The sequence below is a fragment of the Tolypothrix campylonemoides VB511288_2 genome, from assembly GCF_045999855.1.
Lineage (GTDB): Bacteria > Cyanobacteriota > Cyanobacteriia > Cyanobacteriales > Nostocaceae > Scytonema > Scytonema bouteillei_A.
Map to the genome: position 1 here is coordinate 13,854 of NZ_JBFPMW010000023.1, position 18,925 is coordinate 32,778.

The window sequence follows — 18,925 nt, forward strand, 5'->3', positions numbered from 1 at the left end:
CAATCCCGCGAACGGGTTTCATTTATTTGAAAGTAAAGTGGCTCAAGAAGCTTTTGAATTGTGGTTGAAGTTTCAATCCCGCGAGCGGGTTTCATTCATTTGAAAGAGGAGAATAATTTAATATCTGACCAAACTTTTATTGTTTCAATCCCGCGAGCGGGTTTCATTCATTTGAAAGTTAGTAATGAGATTAAAGTTGATTATTGGGCTGAAAGTTTCAATCCCGCGAGCGGGTTTCATTCATTTGAAAGAACGCCATTTGAATATCTCCTAATAAAATTTTGTCAGTTTCAATCCCGCGAGCGGGTTTCATTCATTTGAAAGTTTGCCGCTTGTATCTGTTGCTGCGTGTAATTCAGTTTCAATCCCGCGAGCGGGTTTCATTCATTTGAAAGTTCTGTCTTAATTTGCTGAATGTCAGCGTTTGAAATGTTTCAATCCCGCGAGCGGGTTTCATTCATTTGAAAGTTATATGTAATACATTAAAGACATGAAAGGGAACGGTTTCAATCCCGCGAGCGGGTTTCATTCATTTGAAAGTGACCGCAGTTGGGACAGACGCATTCAATTTCATTATGTTTCAATCCCGCGAGCGGGTTTCATTCATTTGAAAGTTGCGACACGCGGCACAACGAGGTCATCTTGGATCGTTTCAATCCCGCGAGCGGGTTTCATTCATTTGAAAGTTTAAAAGATATCAAAGCGATCGCTATTCAAACTGTCAGGTTTCAATCCCGCGAGCGGGTTTCATTCATTTGAAAGAAAAGGGGATGTTTCCATAGTCAATCTCGATTGAATTGTTTCAATCCCGCGAGCGGGTTTCATTCATTTGAAAGGTTCGGAGAGTGATTTCCTCCCACTCCCCGCACCGTGTTTCAATCCCGCGAGCGGGTTTCATTCATTTGAAAGTAGAGGTGTGTACCCACGCACTGAATCGCAAGATGCTGGTTTCAATCCCGCGAGCGGGTTTCATTCATTTGAAAGCCTTTCAAATATCTTGGGTTAAGAAGGTCTTGAAAGGTTTCAATCCCGCGAGCGGGTTTCATTCATTTGAAAGGGCAGCCCAACCGAAGCTAAGTGTAAAGCCATTTCCAAGACCATTTTTGGCAGGACTGTTTGAAAAGTCCATTTCAGGCTTTCATCAAAAGGCTCTTGCTCATACCTCAATCGCTGAAAGTATTGATTTGTCAAGGTTCTGACGATTTGGCGGGAGGTGGGGGTTTTTGCCCGTGCTTTGCCCTGCCAAAAAACTTGCAAGATTACCCTAGCATCATAATATTATTGTATCTTGCTGTCGAGGTATACCCTTAATGCTTTGAATAATTCAAATGTAGGTGCGGATAGCATCATAATATTATTGTATCTTGCTGTCGAGGTTGTTCGGAACCGTAGGTAATGATCTTGCGTACCGAACAGGCTAAGTCTGCCAACGCGGACTTAATTAAAGCCTGCGTAGCGCCCTCTTCATTACGTATAGCCCAAGAATTTTATTCTGAGGGCAATTTGCCAAAATGGTATGCACTCTCTCACTTGGTGGACTAATCCACCCAATTTTCTAACATCAGTGCGGGGATTCGTGATAATTCTCTCACGTTATTAGTGACTAAAATTAACCCCAGACAAATTGCTTGAGATACAATGAGCATATCCATAGACCCAATTACAATTCCTTGGTTCTCTAACTCTGCTCGAATGTTTCCATAGGTTTGTGTTGCTTGTTCATCAAAAGGTACAACCTGTAAAGGAATTAAAAATTGAGTCAGCGCTATCCGATTTTGCTCTTGACGTTGACTTTTGTATACGCCGTATTCAAGTTCTGCAATTGTAATTGATGAAATTCCCACGTCAGATATATCTAACGCTTGAAATTTATCTAGTACTTTCTTTGGTTTACGTTTAATAATGTAGATGCAAGTATTTGTATCTAACAAAAATCTCATTCCAAATCTTCTCTGTCTTCTAAATAAAGCTGTTCTCTATTTTCCATAAAGTCTTCAGAGAAAATATCTAGACTATCAAATAATGTTTGCCAAGGATTTTCCTTAGAAATCAGTACCACAGCATTACCTACTTTTTTAATATAAACTTCATTACCTTGTAATTGAAATTCTTTAGGTAATATAACCGTTTGTGTATCTCCATTCATTATTAATTGAGTAGTATTCATTCTTTAATCCGTCAACTTACTTAAATAGACAATAAAAGTTTCATAACGAAGCAGGTTTCATTTACTGAAAGCACCTCTGCCTATCTGTATCTATAGTAGCTAGCTTGTTTCAATCCCGCAAGCGGGTTTCATTTATTTGAAAGATCCACTTTATCGAAATAAAAACAGCTAAAATGTTTCAATCCCGCAAGCGGGTTTCATTTATTTGAAAGTCGCCAGCGCTTCCGCCATCGTTTTTTGGTGTTCCGTTTCAATCCCGCAAGCGGGTTTCATTTATTTGAAAGCCGGACAGGGTTCCATATCCTGAGGATAATAGTAGTGTTTCAATCCCGCAAGCGGGTTTCATTTATTTGAAAGCAAGGAAGACTTGGACGAACTCAACAATATGGGTTGTTTCAATCCCGCAAGCGGGTTTCATTTATTTGAAAGTTCATCGTTATATGATAGAAACTCTAGAATGGGAAGTGTTTCAATCCCGCAAGCGGGTTTCATTTATTTGAAAGTTGGGAGATGGGGCTTTATATGTTCCGTGCCTCGTTTCAATCCCGCAAGCGGGTTTCATTTATTTGAAAGCTGAAAATATGCTGATATTCATAAATGTATTGAAGATGTTTCAATCCCGCAAGCGGGTTTCATTTATTTGAAAGTTACTTGATAATTGACTCGCGATCGCATGAGACCCGGTTTCAATCCCGCAAGCGGGTTTCATTTATTTGAAAGCGGGGCTTGTTCCGCACCCAGCATTCGCAAGTGGTCGTTTCAATCCCGCAAGCGGGTTTCATTTATTTGAAAGTGGGGAAAATTCATACATTAAATTCCCTATCTCAGAGGTTTCAATCCCGCAAGCGGGTTTCATTTATTTGAAAGGGCAGCCCAACAGAAGCTAAATGTAGAGCCATTTCCAAGACCATTTTTGGCGGGACTGTTTTAAAAGTCCATTTCAGGCTTTGATTAAAAGGCTCTTGCGCGTACCGCAAGCCCTGAAAGTATTGATTTGTCAAGGTTCTGACGATTTGGCGGGAGGTGGGGGGTTTTTGCCCGTGCTTTGCCCTGCCAAAAAACTTGCAAGATGACCCTAACATCATAATATTATTGTATCTTGCTGTCGAGGTTGCTCGGAACCGTAGGTAATGGTCTTGCGTACCGAGCCCGCATCTAAAACATAGATCCGTACTGAATCTTCGACAGGTTTAATCAAGTTCTCAACTTGCACTGTCAGTTTAGCAAACTGCGTGGCGGTCAAAAAACATTCAAATACGCTGTACTGCGTCCATGTCCCATAGCCAGAAAGCATTTTGTGGAGCTTTGTTCGCCGTTTATTTGCTGCTTTATTGTCTGGCAAGTCGTAAATTACGAGGCAAAACAGAGTACTCATCGCAGTGTCAGAGCTTTGTAAGGAATTCCTTCTTGTAAATGCCGACTGAACAATCGTGCTTGCAATTCGATCGCTCGTCGGTAGCTGCAATGATATCCAAAGGTGGGATGCTTAAACTCATCGTTCATTTTTCGTTCCCACGCTTGCAAAAACTGTTTGCGTCCGCTTTCGCACAGCCGATATGCACTAAGATTATCGGTAAAATCATCGGGCTTAATTTCTTTATGGCTGATGACCGAAAGAATCAAATTATCAGCAATCAACGGGCGAAATTCTTCCATCAAATCGAGAACCATAGCTGGCTGTCCTCTTGTGGCTTCATGCAGGTAACCAACGTAGGGGTCTAAACCAGCCATATGTACTGCAGCCGTTACCTGAACTTGCAAAAGCCCGTAGGCAAAACCCAATAATGCATTGATTGCATCCGTGGGAGGGCGACGATTTCTACCGTGAAATGACCATTCTTCCTCAAGCATCTTTGACCAAGCGGCAAAATATTCTCGCGCAGCCAATCCTTCAACACCGCGCAACTCATTGAGGGTTGTTTGTTCTTTAACAAGCTGTTTGCGAGCTTTCAGGGGATTGTCTTTTTGGTCGTGGCGGTATAAAACAGCGTGTTGATTGTGGATTTTGCCAGTCACAATTGTTTTGACAATTTCCAAACGATGGGCTGCATCACAATAAGCAGCATACTGCGCCAGTCGCAACTGACCGTTACGAGAGTATGCAGGAAGCGCGGAACCCAAGTATTTACCAAAACCGGAAAGGTAATGTACGGGCATTCCCAGTTCTAAAGCATACACTAGTGCATCACCTGTAATCTGGGGATTTCCCATCAACACCACTTGTTCGACAGTTTGGGCGGGAACCGATTTTTTCTCCCAGTTGCCATCTTCTTGTTTGAGAGCAACTTTAAAAGCTTCTGCAGCTTTGCTTAAAACTGCATCCGGTTGAGTGACGTAGAGAACAGACATAATTTATACCTCAATACGTAGTTTTTTGATTTCTTTTGGTAAACAAATTTTCTGCAAGCTACAATCCCGACACTTTTTCGGATTGTCAATTGGTGGTGGCATTACCCCTCCAATTGCCGATCGCGCTGCTTGAATTGCTTGTTCTGTCGCCAGCCGCAATGCGGGTGTAAAATTGATACGCTCGCGACGGCGGTTGGCGTAGTAAAAAATTTCTCCGTAAGGAATAGAACTTCCTATCCGTTCTTCCAGACACATAGCCGCACCACAGAGTTGAAAATGGTCGTTCAAGTGGTTTGCCATGCGTCCTTTCTTAAATTCCAAAGGGACTAACTGGTTGTCTTTTTCCTCCACTGCATCGATAATGCCATTGATAAGTAAGCGATCGCTCCACTAAGTATGTCGGTTTTTGTGCCAGTTCTCCTTGAAGGCGATAGGGTTGGGGAATGTAATGAATTGAAAAAAGTGCAAAACTTAGCCCCCAATTATGCAAATATTTTTCAGTTTCATAGAGAATTCCCATTTCTCTTGTAGCGAAGAAAACGTTATCGTGTAGCGTCAACGTGCAGTGGTATAGCGCCATTTTAGATTTTATATTTTGGATTTTGGATTGGAAAAGCTTTGTCTACTCTCTTACCTCTGTCTACTCTGCGCCTCTGTGGTTCAAAAATTATTTATTTAACCACAGAGGCGCAGAGAGCGCAGAGAAAAGATAGAGAGTTGAATTACTTACTTACCCTTCTTTTTCAATGCTCCAAAAGACTCTGCGTAAGCTTTAGTTTGCTCATGCAATGCAGTCATAGTTTCTACCAAGCGAGCCTCATCTTGGTATAAGGAATTAATTTCACCGACTAAATCATCTAATTGCGAACCAAAAATCAACTTAGTATTGCGTACAGGTTCGTCATTCAGTAAATTCTTTGCCACTATTTCTACCTGCTGTAAAACCTCACTAATAGGAGTATCGATATCTCCTTTTAAAGCATCGTACAGTGCTTGAGTGAAATGTAAATTGCTAAAGATTTCACCGTCGCTAAAGACAATTCCAGCAATGTAATTTCGCATTGTTCCCGTGCGCGATTCTTGAGCACCGTATCTTTTAGTCCGCAACAAGTTACCCAACACGTAAATAAAGCCTTCGTAGGTAGAGTCGCGCAGCGTTTCTACGGTAGGGAATGTCACCTCTGGAATCACGCGATCCAATTCATTGATACTGCTTCTCATTTCCCCACCTTCACTCATCGTTCCACCTTCAAAAGGCGCATTGAATGTAAAACTGCGATGGGACTGTTCGTAAGCACTTAGGGAAAAAGCCGAATCGGAATAGACTTTAGAACGTTCGGAACCACTATCACCGATCGCAAATCCATAAATAATACAATCCGGGCATTTTTTGCAGGATTTTTCACCATTGTATTCACAGTGTTTATCCTTATTTGCTTCATCCGCACTCGTCAAACTTAAACCACGGAGTAATTCTCGTCCAGCCAGTCTTTCAGGTGTGGTTTGTTTGCGCTTAAACATCACTAAACGGCTAATTTGTTTTTTGCTTTCATCTGTATGACCTAAACCTGCTTGCGTGCGTGCAGTATTCAGGATTCCATCTGTTTGAAAGACGGGGAACGATTGACTGTGGCGTCTTGAAAGTGCGTTATCGCACGAGCGGACAATTAGCCAATTATAAACCCCGACGCAAGGATGAAGTCATTGTTTGCAGTGACCCAGAAGGAAAATTTCGCGACATCGAAGCCACGATAGATTATTGGTTTTGGTTTCGTCAGCGTCTTTTGAAATATGGGGAAAGTGTTCAAATTATCAGCCCGCAAAAGCTGGCTGATGAGATCAAAAAAGAGTATCAGAAGATATGGGAAAAATTATCAGCAGTTGAAAGCAGTAGAAATCAAAGTTAATATTTCTTTTATTTGTAGTAAGTTGAAAAGTATTAAATTTCTCAAGCTGAAAACCTCATAGCAAAGTTTTCAGACTTCTTGCGCGATCGTCGGCGCTGCGTTTCATATTAATGACTTCCGCTTGCGGAATTGAAACGTATTGGTAGATTGGGAGAATTCCAGTCGAGTCGGGAAACGCAGCCCGATTGCCTCAAAATTCATCTCATACTAAATCTGCATCTTGCACCCCCTTCATAATCTAGTCCGCGTAGGCGGACTTTGTTTGTATAGCCACGATTTCCAATCGTTGGGCTAAAAGGGGTTAGAAAATCGGATTTGCTATCACACTCCTACGAAGGTATCAGCTGTGAGGCTTGTTTTGGATTGAGCTAAATTCTGATGAGTAAAATGATGTTCATACTCATCGTCCGATCCTATTCCTTTGCGCTCTTTGCGACGCCAGGTGCTTCAACGGGGGGAACCCAGAGCAGTCGCCTCAACGGGGGGAACCCCCGCACGGCGCTGCTCTCCGCAACGCACTGGCTCGTCTTTGCGGTTTTTTATCACCTCTCAAAATCACTGTGGTAAACTACTAAATGCTTCCCACACTTCATAAAATCTTTACCGTTTCTTTACAGAGAACTTGTCAAATATTTTAATATACTAAATGTAAAATCCCTGTGTCGATAAAAAGGCGCTTTAGTAAATATGTAAATTATCGTGGTACGTGATGATTACAACATCAGCAAAAGGTGAAAACAGGCTGCGAAAAAGCCGCTATAGCAGTCGTGGAAGTATTTACTTATTCGCTCCAATGATTGATTTCAACGTGATGGCTGAAGTTGGAGACACTCCTCCTTGATGGGATGGACTTAATATCGGCTTGGAAATTTTACGAGAGTTTGAATAGACAGATCCAAAAAACAATGTTAAGACGCGCCATAGCTCGTCTCTATAAGGATTTTAGACAATGCAAAGTGAGTTTGTAAAGATATCTAAGTATCTGTTCAAATTTTTCTTCCTTTGTAATTAAATGGCAAAACTGGAATAGCACATACACCATACACAGAGCAGCCAGAGTTTTTTTCTTGTTGCTGCTTGTCTGTCTATTTATTGCACCAAATCATCGTTTAAACGCAAACAGCTACCTTCGTTACTGCGTTTATTCCAAGCACCTTAGGCGATCGCACTATATTTTTTAGCAATTTTCGCTCTCTCTTTTTTCAAACAGGCTTAAGAAATCTGGGTTAAGTGCTCCATTAAGAAACTGACCCTAATTGAGATTTTGTCGATCTACCCTATCAAAAGTAAACAATTATGACAGTTCAAGAACTCAACATTAACCAGCTACCATCTACCTCACCTACAGCTTTATCACGAGTATTAGAGTTGACACTCACCAATCTAATCGGATGGATTCCTCGTCCACTTGGTATTCTGCTGCGCCGACTGGCTTACCGTTCCATCCTTGCTCGTGTGGGTCGGAAAATTTATATTCAGATGGGAGTTGAGTTCCTTGGAGCCTCTTCAGTTGAGATTGGCGATGATGTGAAAATCATGAGAGATGCACGCTTTGACATGAGAGCACCAAACAGCTTATTACGTCTTGGGAACAAAGTTTGTATCGATCGCGGTGTTGATGTTAAAGCTACTGTTTCTGATTGCGTCATTGAAATCGGTGATGGCTCCTATTTAGGACCTTATGTCTGCATGGCTGGACCCGGTCACATCAAAATTGGGAAGGAATGCCTAATTGCATCTCATACAAGCATTTACGCCAACAATCACAGAGAGTATGGATTGAGCCGTGAAGGAATTGAAATTCAGGACAATGTTTGGATAGGTTCTGGAGTCAGGATTTTAGACGGAGTGACTATTGGGAAAGGAAGTGTCATTGGTGCTGGAGCAGTTGTTACTAAAGATATCCCTCCCTTTTCTATAGCAGTTGGAGTCCCTGCAAAAGTTATTAAAGCCAGTCAGGGAGCCGGTACAGCTTGATGGTTTACAACGGGAGCATCCCAAAGAGTGCCAATTGCCCTCAGAATAGAATTCTGGGGCTATACAAACAAAGCCTGCCTACGCAGGCTTTAAAACGAGTAGTTTAATAATATACCCTAGCTGTTTCTTGTTGTCACAGCACGTTGTAAATTAGCTAAAGCTTTGTTGTAATCCAAAATCGCTGTAACGCGATTACCTTCAGCAGTGGTGAGGTCATTTTCCGCATCTATAACTTCTGTTTGAGTTCCCACACCCGCTTGAAATCGCAAACGAGCCAATCGCAAAGCCTCCTTCGCCTGGTCTACAGATGTAGTAGCAGTTTGAACATTTTCCAAATTAGATTGCAGTTGAGAATAATATTGTTCCACATCAAAACGGATTTGATTGCGTTGGCTGGCAAATTGAGTTTCAGAAATGGCTATATTCAATTTTGCTTGAGCAGCCTGGGCTTTTGCAGCTCCACCATCAAATAAATTTAAACTTGCTTGGAGTGCCACAGAATAGCCATCAGTCACACTTGCACCGTCGTTAAATTGGTCTTGCAATTCGTAACTAGCAGCTAAACTGACTTGAGGACCTAATTGCGAAATTGCTTGACGTCGCTGTTGCTCGTAGACATTACGTTGTGCTAAATACTGTCGCAGTTCCGGACGGTTTTGAAAAGCCTGTACGATAGTCTCTTCTAACGTCCGGTTCCAAAGACCGGCTAGTTTTACAGAATCGGCTGCACTAATATCAACTGACTGTGCCAAATTTAACCTTTGTGCCAAACGACGACGCGCAATCCTTTGCTGTGAAAGAGCATTGGTCAAATTTTGTTGGTTATTTGCTAAGTTAACTTGCGATCGCAACACATCAAACCTTGTACTTACTCCAGCCCGTTCTAAAGCTTGTGCATCTCGCAAACTAGCTTGGGCGTTCTCTACAGATGACTGATAAATTCGTACTTGTTCATCTGCTTGTTGCAGATCGTAGTACTCAGTTGAAACATTGAGACGAAGCTCCTCAGTGATACGCTCCACATCAAATTCATCTACCCTAACCTGCTCTTCAGCCTCTCGGATACTCGCCTTCCTCCTTCCCGAAGTATAGAGATTGTAACTGAGCTGTGCTTCACTACTAAAAGAAGTACTGGCTCGATCTGCACTGGAATCGCCAGAAAGTTCCGCAGAGAGTTGATTGCTAGCAGATTGACTGCGAGTCAGGCTACTGTTTAAGCTAACGGTTGGTAGCAAAGCAGCTTGAGATTGCCGCAATGAAGCCTGACTGCGTTTTAGTTCTAACACCGCTACTTGTAAGTCACGATTATTTCTAAATGCTAACTCTAAAGCCTGTGCCAAAGTAATAGGTTGTATTCCTTGAATCCTGACTTCTTCTGGTTTCGTGGGAAACTGTAAAGGATTTGGATTGGGATTGAGATAATCAGGAACCTTTAAAGCATTAGGGCTTTGCAAACTTTGTGCGATTTTAGTTATCTCAGGAGTTGTTGCACCCGCTTTTTGAAAAGCAGCAACACAAGCAAGCCCTCCTACAGCAATCCCGAGAGAATACATGAGGAATGAGTAATGCGCCATATACAAGTTTTAGATTTTAGATTTTTGTTTCAAATAGAAAGTAAGACTCTCTATAAAAATCCAGTTTAGTTTTTGAAATTTTCTGTTTCTTCCCTCCACTTTTTCAGCATTTATTGCAATTTGTAACTCTATAGCCGTCCGTTTCAGGCTTAAGAAGATCTCTACCTTGTCTCCCTTGTCTCCCTTATCCCCCTTATCCCCCTTCTTCGTCTCTCAAATAGGATTGGTAGAGTTACCACATACCAATTCCAAATCTTTGCTTCAATCACTTCTTAAAGCAGCAATTGGGTCTAATTTTGCTGCATTGCGTGCGGGTATAACCCCAGCCAATAGCCCCACCACAAACGAAAGCCCAAAACCAACTATAATTGACCAAGGTGCAACGATAAACGGAAATTTAAACACAACGGCTGCTAATGCAGCAATACAAATCCCGGTTCCAGTACCAATACAACCTCCTACTGTAGAAATCACGATCGCTTCTATTAAAAATTGGTTGAGAATGACTGAATAAGTCGCTCCTACAGCTTTACGAATCCCGATTTCTCGCGTTCTTTCCACAACAGAAACTAGCATAATATTAGCAATTCCAATCCCTCCAACTATTAACGAAATACTCGCGATCGCAACTACCATAACCGTACACAAACCCACGATACTGCTAAAAGTATTGATAATATCTGCTTGACTGGTAATTTTAAAATCATCAGGTTGGGGTGGGTGAATATTGTGACGCAAACGTAAAAGATTGGTAACCTGAAACTCGGCTGCATCTAACGTTTCGCGATCGCTTGCTTTAATCAAAATCCCATCAACAGAAACACTCGATAAAGCATTTCGCCCAACCAATCTTGCTGACATGCTGCTTAAAGGAATATAAACTTGGTCATCTCGATCCATTGGTCCGAGAGCACCCTTAGCTTCCATCACCCCAATCACCTTATAAGCATCTCCTTGAATTCGGATTCTTTCTCCTATCACCCGGACACCTTCTTTAAAAAGAGTTTTTTGAACTGTTGGACCCAAAACAACAACTTGTTTTGCAGTTTCCAATTCCTCTTGATTAAAAAATCTTCCTTGCTGGGGATAAGTATTTCTTAATTCTGGATAATGTAAATCCGTACCGTAAATTGTTGTTGAAGTATTTTGCCCTCCATAAACTACTTGTGCTGTCCATTGTAAGTAAGCAGAAACAGCCTCTGCAGAAGGTGCTTGCTTTGCGATCGCTTTAGAATCCTCCCAAGTTAACGTGCTCGCCGATCCCTGTCCTTGACTGATATTTCCGTTTCTAGCAGCACCAGCAAAGACTTGCAAAACATTCGTACCCAAGGCTTGTATTTCCCTTTCAACTCCCTTTTGTACACCCTGACCAACAGAAGTAATAGAAATAACTGAAGATATCCCAATAATGACACCAAGCATAGTCAATCCCGTGCGTAATTTATTGCTCCATAATGCCTCTGCTGCGATTGAAAAGATTTCTAAAATTGCTACGTTATGGTAACTGCTGAGCGGGTTCAATTTCATAATTCATTGGAAGACTGAGCAATACCTTCTCATTTCCTTTCAAACCCGCTCGAATTTCAGTCAAGTTTTCTACCGTAACGCCAATTTCAACAGGTACGAATATAGGTCTGCGATCCCTACCTGCGACTAATACACCCGTTAAATTTTCCCGGCGCACCACTGCTGCAGTAGGAACGACTAGAGCATCTTTCAAGCGCTCGACTTGAAACTGTGCTTCCACATTCATCCCAGATTTCAATAAATTTTCCGAGTCAGAGATAATTGTAACTTTAACTTCAAAACTGGTGACATTCTGCTCTACAGTTGCTTGGACAGCAATTTGGCTGACCAGACCTTCAAAAGTTTTTCCTGGATAAGCATCTGCTGTAATCGTGACTTTCTGACCGAGACTTATCTTAGCAATGTTTGTTTCTGCAACATTTGTAACTACCTGATTTGTAGAAGCCAGAGACAGGATGGAAGAAGATAGTGCCGAAGAGACGGAACTTGCAGAGGTTGTAGGAGTTACAACAGATCCAGGATCGGCAAACTTTTTAGCGACAACGCCATCAAAAGGGACGCGAATGATAGTGTCATTGATTTGTGTTTGAACATTTTCTAACGCACCACGAGCAGATATCACTTGAGCCCGTGCTGCATCAATGTCTTCTTTGCGTGTCCCTGCTTCTAACAGTGTCAGGGCGTGCTTTTTTTGTCTGGCGACAGCCCGTGCTTGTTCGATATCTTCTTGACGGGACCCTTCTTTTTGCAATACCAGTGCTTGCTGTACCTCCATAACTTGAGCCTGAGCGCTATCTCGATCTGCACGTTTTTGATTTAAAGTCTGAAGGGAAATAGCACCAGCTTTATACAGAGTTTGATTGCGCCGAAAATCGTCCTCTGCTTTTCTTAAACTCGCTCTAGCGTTTTTTAAGCGTGCTTCCGCTTGAGCAATTTCTTGAGGGCGGTGACCGACAACAACTTTTTGTAAATTGGCTAACGCTTCATCCAGTTGAGCCTTTGCTTGAGCAATTTCTTCAGGACGGCTACCTGCAATCAATTTTTGCAAATTCGCTTCCGCTTGTGCTAATTGTCCGCGTGCTTGCATGAGTTGTCCTTGGAGGTTTGAGTCATCCATGTAAGCGATCGCTTGCCCTTTTTTAACAGCATCTCCCTCCTTCACTAGTAGTGTTTTCAGTACACCTGCATTTTTTGGACTGATATTAATCGATCTTTCTGGTTTAATCGTTCCATTTGCAGAGACTGTTACTGGTAAGCTTTGTCTCTGTACAAGAGCCGTTAAAACCCTCTCAAGCGCTTCTTGACGGGGAACAATCACTAACTGGCGGTAAACAATATAGCTCATTCCACCTAAAAGAAAAGGGATGAGTAGCCAAGGTACCCAACTCGTGATGCTGTGTTTCTTAAATGGTTTTTTTCGGAATAAGTGTGAAGATTTTACTGGTTTTGATGTATCAAGTGTCATTTTTAGTTTTGTGTAAAAAGAAGGGCTACCAAAAGACACTGCTGCCAGATTTAAAATAACTATAGTCTGGTCATTATACAGTCAATATTGATGCTGTTTTTTGAAGCTTAAGCATTTATTTCAATGTTTTCTGCTTTTTTACTGGTGTTTAAATTGTTCTTCCATGTACCGATAAAAATATGCAATTAACACCACAATGTTATAACTATTTTTTATAAAAAACTTGAGTCCCAAGTCCTAATTCGATCGAGGACTAAGGTACTACTTGCACCGTTTGGTATTTGAGAATTTGTTAATTCCTATACTTAATTCTATAGGGCTTCTATTTGATTTTTGAAATATAAGTCAGTCGGCGAGAAAAAACACAACTATATAACGCTCTGGTAAAATCTCTAAAATTGGCTTCTTAGTTGCTGTAAGGCTGATGCCACGCTATGCAAACAGTGAAGACAGCGCAACTACAAACGAGTGATGATTATTTGCGCCAACTGACTTATGTATTTACTTATCTTTACACAATTTGTTTTTTTCACCTCGTTCTACCGATCGCAAAATTGATTGCACTCTAAAATGTTAACAGTCGTGAAAGAGCTAATTATAGTAGTGGAGAATTATTCAACCCAGTCCGAAAACAATGTCAATATATATCCAGATATTTAGTTACAGTTTCCAGCCCTGTTAAAGATCTACGGTATACAAAGATCTCGAGAAAAGAGATGAAACATTGTGAAAAAGGAGAATTGGAATTAAGTTCCCCCCTTTTTTAAGGCTACGGTGGTGTACACATCTCTGGAACAAAGCCAAAATCGTCGTAGATCCCCCTAAATCCCCCTTAAAAAGGGGGACTTTAAGAGTTTTTTTCCCCCTTTTTAAGGGAAACTTTAAGAGTTTTCCTCCCCTGTTTAAGGGGGACTTTAAGAGTTTTTTCCCCCCTTTTTAAGGGGGGTTAGGAGGGATCGAAACCGCAAGAATACACTTTAGAAGACTTGTGTACACCACCACAGTTTAAAGATAGGGGATGTATCAGCCGCTTGCAATGTAGGTAGTTCACAAGTCAATTTCTAACTTGCGAAGTTAGATCGAGCGATCGCAAAAATCAAATTTTTGACAGGCGGAGCTACGGGAGCGAGAAGGGATAGGATGTGAGTATCAATTTCAGTATCGTATATATTCTAAGTATAATAAATTACATAAAATCAATCGTGCGAAAACACTCTTTCTACCACAAAATCTAAACGTGGGTAAAATTTTGCTGCCGTCCATAGGGGAAATCGTTTAAGCTAGCTGACAGATTCTTTAATTTTTGGCTAAGGGGCGGTAGTGTGCCTAAACGAATTAGTTTAATTTCTCTTCTCATTATCTTTGGTTTGTGCAGCATACCGCAACCAGGAACTGCACAGGCATTAGTACCTCATACACTGCAACTAGACGCAGCCAAATTGGAGCAGCAAGGTTTGGGTTTGGCAAAGGAAGCAGCTCAACTCGCTCAGTTCCAACAATTTGAACTTGCTTTACCAAGAGCACGGTTGGCTTCGCAACTTGCTCCAAACAATGATAAAGTCTGGTTCCTCTTGGGTGGTTTGTATTTACAAACGAAGGATGTAAATACAGCAATTTCTGCCTTGAAAAAAGCAGAAACCCTCAACCCCAAAAACGGGGACGTTCAATTTGCTCTGGGTTCGGCTCATTTTCAACAGCAAAAGTACCAAGAAGCTGTCAACTACTATCAAAAGGGATTGGCGCTAAAACCCAACGATCCAGAAGGTTTCTTTGATTTGGGTAATGCTTACTTTATGCTGCGTAAATTTCCGGATGCAGTCAGCCAGTTTCAAAAAGCAGTTTCCTTTGACAAAAAATTCTGGCCAGCCATTAATAACATCGGATTAATTTTGTACGAGCAAGGGAATATTCAAGGTGCGATCGCACAATGGCAGAATGCGGTTGCTATCGATAAGCAGGCGGCTGAACCTTTGTTAGCTCTTGCTGTAGCATTATATACTAAAGGTGACCAAAAACAAGGATTGATAATGGGGCAAGCTGCACTCCGCATTGACGATCGCTATGCTGATGTAGATTTTCTCAAACAAAACCTTTGGGGCGATCGCTTACTATCTGATACAAAGAAATTTTTGGAATTACCCAGCATTCAATCTGCTCTCCAACAAGAAGTACCTGGTTCGTCATCTCCTGCTAAGCTCCCACAGCAGCAGCCTCCACAGTGAAGGCAGTGGGGATATGGTGAATGGGGAGTGGCGTGTTTTATAGTAAATTGTTATTCCCAGTACGCCTGTCGCTTCAAGGGGTTCGGTTCCCGTTGAAGCGATTAGCTCCCCGACTCCCCAAAAATACTTGCTCTATGTGCCCTATAGTAGTACATATATATTAAGTAAAGGAGAACATTTTATAGTTGTCATGAAATGGGGGCTGGGGATTGAGAACTGGTGAATGGCGAATTAGGGAATGACTTTTAACAATCTCCAAGACCCAAGATCTAATGCCCAATGCCCAATCCCTATTTCAGACTTGTGTTCTTAAGCCAAGAACATTACCATTAAAGTTCTCAGGGTGCGACTGACAACCAGAGTGGATTCCATAATTGATTCCTCTCCAGAAAGTCGGCTTAGTTATCGTTCTTAGGCAGCAGTGCTATGATTTGGTCAACAAACTGTTGGTGATCCACAACGGGTTTGGAGATATAACCATCTGCACCACTAGCTTTGAGAAAATTCTCGCGATCGCCCTCCATAGCGTGTGCTGTCACGAGAATAATAGGTAAAGAAGCTGTTTGTGGATCGGATTTCAGCATTTGTGTGATTTTGATCCCATCTACAGATTTACCTTGATAAACACTTCGTGACAGAGAAACATCCATCAAAATAATGTCAACTTCCCCTCCTTGGGCAAATTTCATTACTTCGTCCACGTTTTCAGTGTGTTTTACGTCCAAGCCGCCACGCTTGGTCAAAATCTTAGAAAAAACGCGAGCATTAATCAAATCGTCTTCAACAATCAAAACAGTTTTCATGAGAATTTGACATTCAGATAGCTCATCTTAACTAAAGGCACACAAGAGTTGTCAGGGGGATTACCACCAGTAAAAACTACGAGTGTTGCCTGCTGTGGAAATAATGAATAATAAATTGTCGTCAACAAGGATAATACTACTGCTTTCTATTGTATGACTATCAAGATTTTGTAATGAAGAGCAGTTCATCCGCTATGCTGTGGTTGCTGCGGTCTTTATTAATGGCAAATTTTGTGTAGTTGAAATTTTAGGGAAACAAAACTCATGGCGAAACAGTTAAACCTCCTCTCGGAGGGACAGGTCATTACCACAGCCTTGCATACTGAGATGCAAAGGTCATATCTAGAATATGCCATGAGTGTCATAGTTGGGCGGGCGTTGCCAGACGTGCGAGATGGTTTAAAACCAGTTCACCGGCGTATTTTATATGCTATGCACGAATTAGGTCTTGTCCCTGACCGACCCTATCGTAAGTGCGCTCGTGTAGTGGGAGATGTATTGGGTAAATACCATCCCCACGGAGATCAGGCTGTTTACGATGCCCTAGTAAGACTGATACAAGACTTTTCCAGTCGCTACCCCTTACTAGCAGGACATGGCAATTTCGGTAGTGTGGATAATGACCCTCCAGCTGCGATGCGTTATACAGAAACGCGTCTAGCGCCAATCAGCCACGAAGGTATGTTGGCGGAAATTGGAGATGAGACAGTAGACTTTATAGGAAATTTTGATAACTCTCAACAAGAACCAACGGTATTGCCAGCACAGTTACCCTTCCTGATACTGAACGGTAGTTCTGGCATTGCTGTAGGTATGGCAACAAACGTTCCACCCCACAACTTGAGTGAGGTTGTTGATGGATTGATTGCGTTAATTGACGATCCCAATCTATCTGACGAAAAATTGTTCGCTCTGATACCAGGACCGGATTTTCCCACAGGGGGCGAAATTGTGGGAAATACCGGAATCCGCGAGGCATACACTACGGGGAAAGGGAGTATCGTTCTGCGAGGAGTAGCCCGGATTGAGGAAGTTCCCGGTAGTAAAGGAACTAAGCGGCGCACGGCAATTGTTGTGACGGAATTGCCCTATCAAGTGAATAAAGCAGGTTGGATTGAAAAGGTTGCAGAACTGGTCAACCAGGGTCGCTTGCAAGGAATTGCTGACATTCGAGATGAAAGCGATCGCGAGGGAATACGTGTGGTCATTGAACTCAAACGCGATACCAACCCTCACGAAATTCTGCAGAACTTGTATCACCAAACTGCGCTGCAAAGCAACTTCGGAGCAATTCTCCTAGCGTTGGTTGAGGGACAACCCCGCCAGTTGAGTTTGCGTCAGATGTTGCAAGAGTTTTTGAACTTTCGCGAACAAACGCTCAACCGTCGCTACAGCTATGAGTTGGTTAAGGCAGAAAGTCGGCAACATTTGGTGGAAGGTTTGCTCACAGCGCTCTCTCATTTAGATGAAGCGATCGCGATTTTGAGAAGTGCTGCTGATGGAACTACCGCAAAAATGAGCTTGCAAACCCAACTGAGTTTAAGTGAAGTACAAGCAGATGCGCTTTTGTCGATGCCTATGCGACGCTTAACGGGTATGGAACAGCAAAATTTACAAAAGGAGTACGAACAACTAAGCGAGCAAATTCAGTTATTGGGGAAATTGCTGAGCGATCGCAAAGAGCTATTGAAGTCACTGAAAAAAGACCTGCGTACTCTTAAACGCAAGTACGGTGATGCTCGTCGTACAAGAATCTTAGTACCAACAGAGGAAAACCGGGGAGGTAGAAAAGCTTCAGAGCAAAAGAGTCAGGGAGCACAGGAGAAATCAACAGCCACATTCTCAGACGGGAGTCTTGCAGCAAATCCAAAATTGTCAGTCCCAGCAGAAGATGTGGTTTTAGAGTTTAGCCACCGGGGATATGTACGTCGTCTTCAGCCTTCAGCTAAAAAGCCAAAAGCGGAAAATGGTACGTCGGATAATGACTTTATTATCCAAACTGTTTCTACTGACACGGAAAAAGAAGTGCTTGCACTTTCGAGTGGTGGGAAAGTTTACCCGGTTAAAGTTGGTGATATTCCTCCCACCAACGGACGTTCTGCACGGGGAACACCGCTTATTACCTTACTCTCCAGTACCGCTCAAGGTACACAAGAAACTGTTATTAACCGCTTTGTAGTACCTGAAAATCCAGATACCGATCTCGTTCTTCTGACCAAGCAAGGACGCATCAAGCGTTTGTCCCTGACAGAATTGACTAACCTCTCTCGTCGCGGAATTACAGTTTTGAAGCTAAAGGATGATGATGAATTGTTGTTCACTCAGTTTGCTACGACAGGGAAACACTTGTTTGTAGCAAGTTCGGGAGGGCGAGTTTTAAGGTTTGTGGTGAATGACGAACAACTCCCAATTATGGGTCGTACCGCTATGGGTTTGCAAAGTTTGCGCTTGCGTCAACGGGAAACCATGGTGGGGTGCGTAACTTGTGAGACCGAGGAAAACTTATTACTTGTCACTCAGACAGGATATGCTAAACGTTTGTCTATCAACGGGTTGCGACCTGCTAACCGTGGAGATATCGGGACTCAAGTTTTTAAATTTGCCGAAAAAGCTGATACACTCGCAGCAATGGTAAGAGCGATCGCGTCTTCTGAGGTCGCGTTAATCACCAATCACCAACGAGTGGTTCGCCTAGCCGTAGAAACGGTAGCGACTCTAGGTAGAGATAGCACGGGCGACAAAGTACTCCAACTTAACCGAGATGAAAAAGTTATTACAGTAGTCCCACTGCATTAGCTGTTGTTATGTCATTGTTAGTGGTTCGTGGTGCGTCTAGCCCTGAGGACTGGCGTATATTCCTTGCGAGCGTAGCTTTTGCGTAGTGTCTCCGCTCCTGAGATAGGGAACCTACCTAAAGGAGTTAGTACCGACTAA

15 protein-coding genes, 1 pseudogene and 2 CRISPR repeat arrays (1 of these 18 running past the window's edge) are annotated in these 18,925 nt (G+C 42.4%); of the genes and pseudogenes, 5 read left to right on the forward strand and 11 right to left on the reverse strand.

Annotated features, from left to right (window positions below; all coding sequences use genetic code 11):
* A CRISPR array of direct repeats spans window positions 1–1,058; the repeat unit is 37 nt; it begins 221 nt to the left of the window's first position.
* Between the two features lie 480 nt (window positions 1,059–1,538).
* From vapC to cas7d, 7 genes are all read right to left on the reverse strand, one after another.
* Window positions 1,539–1,940: a type II toxin-antitoxin system tRNA(fMet)-specific endonuclease VapC gene (gene vapC, locus AB0756_RS38670; protein ID WP_038113324.1), complete on the reverse strand. Its 402-nt coding sequence runs from the start codon at window positions 1,938–1,940 to the stop codon at window positions 1,539–1,541.
* A complete protein-coding gene (locus tag AB0756_RS38675) occupies window positions 1,937–2,167 on the reverse strand; it encodes an antitoxin (RefSeq protein WP_038113323.1) in 231 nt (76 codons plus the stop codon). Before AB0756_RS38675 ends, vapC begins: the two co-directional genes overlap by 4 nt.
* Before the next feature lie 106 nt (window positions 2,168–2,273).
* A CRISPR array of direct repeats spans window positions 2,274–3,034; the repeat unit is 37 nt; unit sequence GTTTCAATCCCGCAAGCGGGTTTCATTTATTTGAAAG.
* Between the two features lie 214 nt (window positions 3,035–3,248).
* Entirely contained in the window at window positions 3,249–3,542 is a 294-nt protein-coding gene (cas2, locus tag AB0756_RS38680; protein ID WP_038109673.1) for a CRISPR-associated endonuclease Cas2, read from the reverse strand.
* Window positions 3,539–4,516, reverse strand: a complete 978-nt coding sequence (cas1d, locus tag AB0756_RS38685) for a type I-D CRISPR-associated endonuclease Cas1d (RefSeq protein WP_038109674.1) — start codon at window positions 4,514–4,516, stop codon at window positions 3,539–3,541. The genes cas2 and cas1d overlap by 4 nt, the downstream gene beginning before the upstream one ends.
* A gap of 3 nt (window positions 4,517–4,519) precedes the next feature.
* Window positions 4,520–4,867, reverse strand: a complete 348-nt coding sequence (cas4, locus tag AB0756_RS38690; protein WP_237265875.1) for a CRISPR-associated protein Cas4 — start codon at window positions 4,865–4,867, stop codon at window positions 4,520–4,522.
* Entirely contained in the window at window positions 4,827–5,096 is a 270-nt protein-coding gene (cas5d, locus tag AB0756_RS38695) for a type I-D CRISPR-associated protein Cas5/Csc1 (protein WP_237265874.1), read from the reverse strand. The genes cas4 and cas5d overlap by 41 nt, the downstream gene beginning before the upstream one ends.
* 146 nt (window positions 5,097–5,242) lie before the next feature.
* Window positions 5,243–6,184: a type I-D CRISPR-associated protein Cas7/Csc2 gene (gene cas7d / locus AB0756_RS38700; protein ID WP_050045737.1), complete on the reverse strand. Its 942-nt coding sequence runs from the start codon at window positions 6,182–6,184 to the stop codon at window positions 5,243–5,245.
* Between cas7d and AB0756_RS38705 the strand changes: the two genes are divergently transcribed.
* The 3 genes from AB0756_RS38705 to AB0756_RS38715 all read left to right on the forward strand — a co-directional run bounded on the left by AB0756_RS38705 (window position 6,097) and on the right by AB0756_RS38715 (window position 8,400).
* Window positions 6,097–6,423, forward strand: a complete 327-nt coding sequence (locus tag AB0756_RS38705; RefSeq protein ID WP_038109677.1) for a WCX domain-containing protein — start codon at window positions 6,097–6,099, stop codon at window positions 6,421–6,423. The two genes, cas7d and AB0756_RS38705, sit on opposite strands and share 88 nt — an antisense overlap.
* 709 nt (window positions 6,424–7,132) lie before the next feature.
* Window positions 7,133–7,264: a hypothetical protein gene (locus tag AB0756_RS38710; protein ID WP_272899738.1), complete on the forward strand. Its 132-nt coding sequence runs from the start codon at window positions 7,133–7,135 to the stop codon at window positions 7,262–7,264.
* 455 nt (window positions 7,265–7,719) lie between these two features.
* Window positions 7,720–8,400 (forward strand): acyltransferase, encoded by a 681-nt coding sequence (locus AB0756_RS38715; protein ID WP_050045735.1) that lies wholly within the window; start codon window positions 7,720–7,722, stop codon window positions 8,398–8,400.
* 116 nt (window positions 8,401–8,516) lie between these two features.
* Here the strand turns inward: AB0756_RS38715 and AB0756_RS38720 are convergent.
* From AB0756_RS38720 to AB0756_RS38730, 3 genes and pseudogenes are all read right to left on the reverse strand, one after another.
* Window positions 8,517–9,833 (reverse strand): annotated as a pseudogene (locus tag AB0756_RS38720) (TolC family protein); the annotation flags it as partial.
* A 402-nt stretch (window positions 9,834–10,235) separates the two neighbouring features.
* Window positions 10,236–11,501 (reverse strand): ABC transporter permease, encoded by a 1,266-nt coding sequence (locus AB0756_RS38725; RefSeq protein ID WP_038078725.1) that lies wholly within the window; start codon window positions 11,499–11,501, stop codon window positions 10,236–10,238.
* Window positions 11,470–12,966, reverse strand: a complete 1,497-nt coding sequence (locus AB0756_RS38730; protein WP_038078727.1) for an efflux RND transporter periplasmic adaptor subunit — start codon at window positions 12,964–12,966, stop codon at window positions 11,470–11,472. The genes AB0756_RS38725 and AB0756_RS38730 overlap by 32 nt, the downstream gene beginning before the upstream one ends.
* Before the next feature lie 1,322 nt (window positions 12,967–14,288).
* Between AB0756_RS38730 and AB0756_RS38735 the strand changes: the two genes are divergently transcribed.
* Entirely contained in the window at window positions 14,289–15,188 is a 900-nt protein-coding gene (locus AB0756_RS38735) for a tetratricopeptide repeat protein (RefSeq protein ID WP_038078729.1), read from the forward strand.
* A gap of 398 nt (window positions 15,189–15,586) precedes the next feature.
* Here the strand turns inward: AB0756_RS38735 and AB0756_RS38740 are convergent, their stop codons facing one another.
* Window positions 15,587–15,991 (reverse strand): response regulator, encoded by a 405-nt coding sequence (locus AB0756_RS38740; protein ID WP_038078730.1) that lies wholly within the window; start codon window positions 15,989–15,991, stop codon window positions 15,587–15,589.
* A 264-nt stretch (window positions 15,992–16,255) separates the two neighbouring features.
* On the opposite strand from AB0756_RS38740, the gene AB0756_RS38745 reads away from it, so the two are divergent.
* Window positions 16,256–18,787: a DNA gyrase/topoisomerase IV subunit A gene (locus AB0756_RS38745; RefSeq protein ID WP_038078733.1), complete on the forward strand. Its 2,532-nt coding sequence runs from the start codon at window positions 16,256–16,258 to the stop codon at window positions 18,785–18,787.
* Window positions 18,788–18,925: the final 138 nt, after the last annotated feature.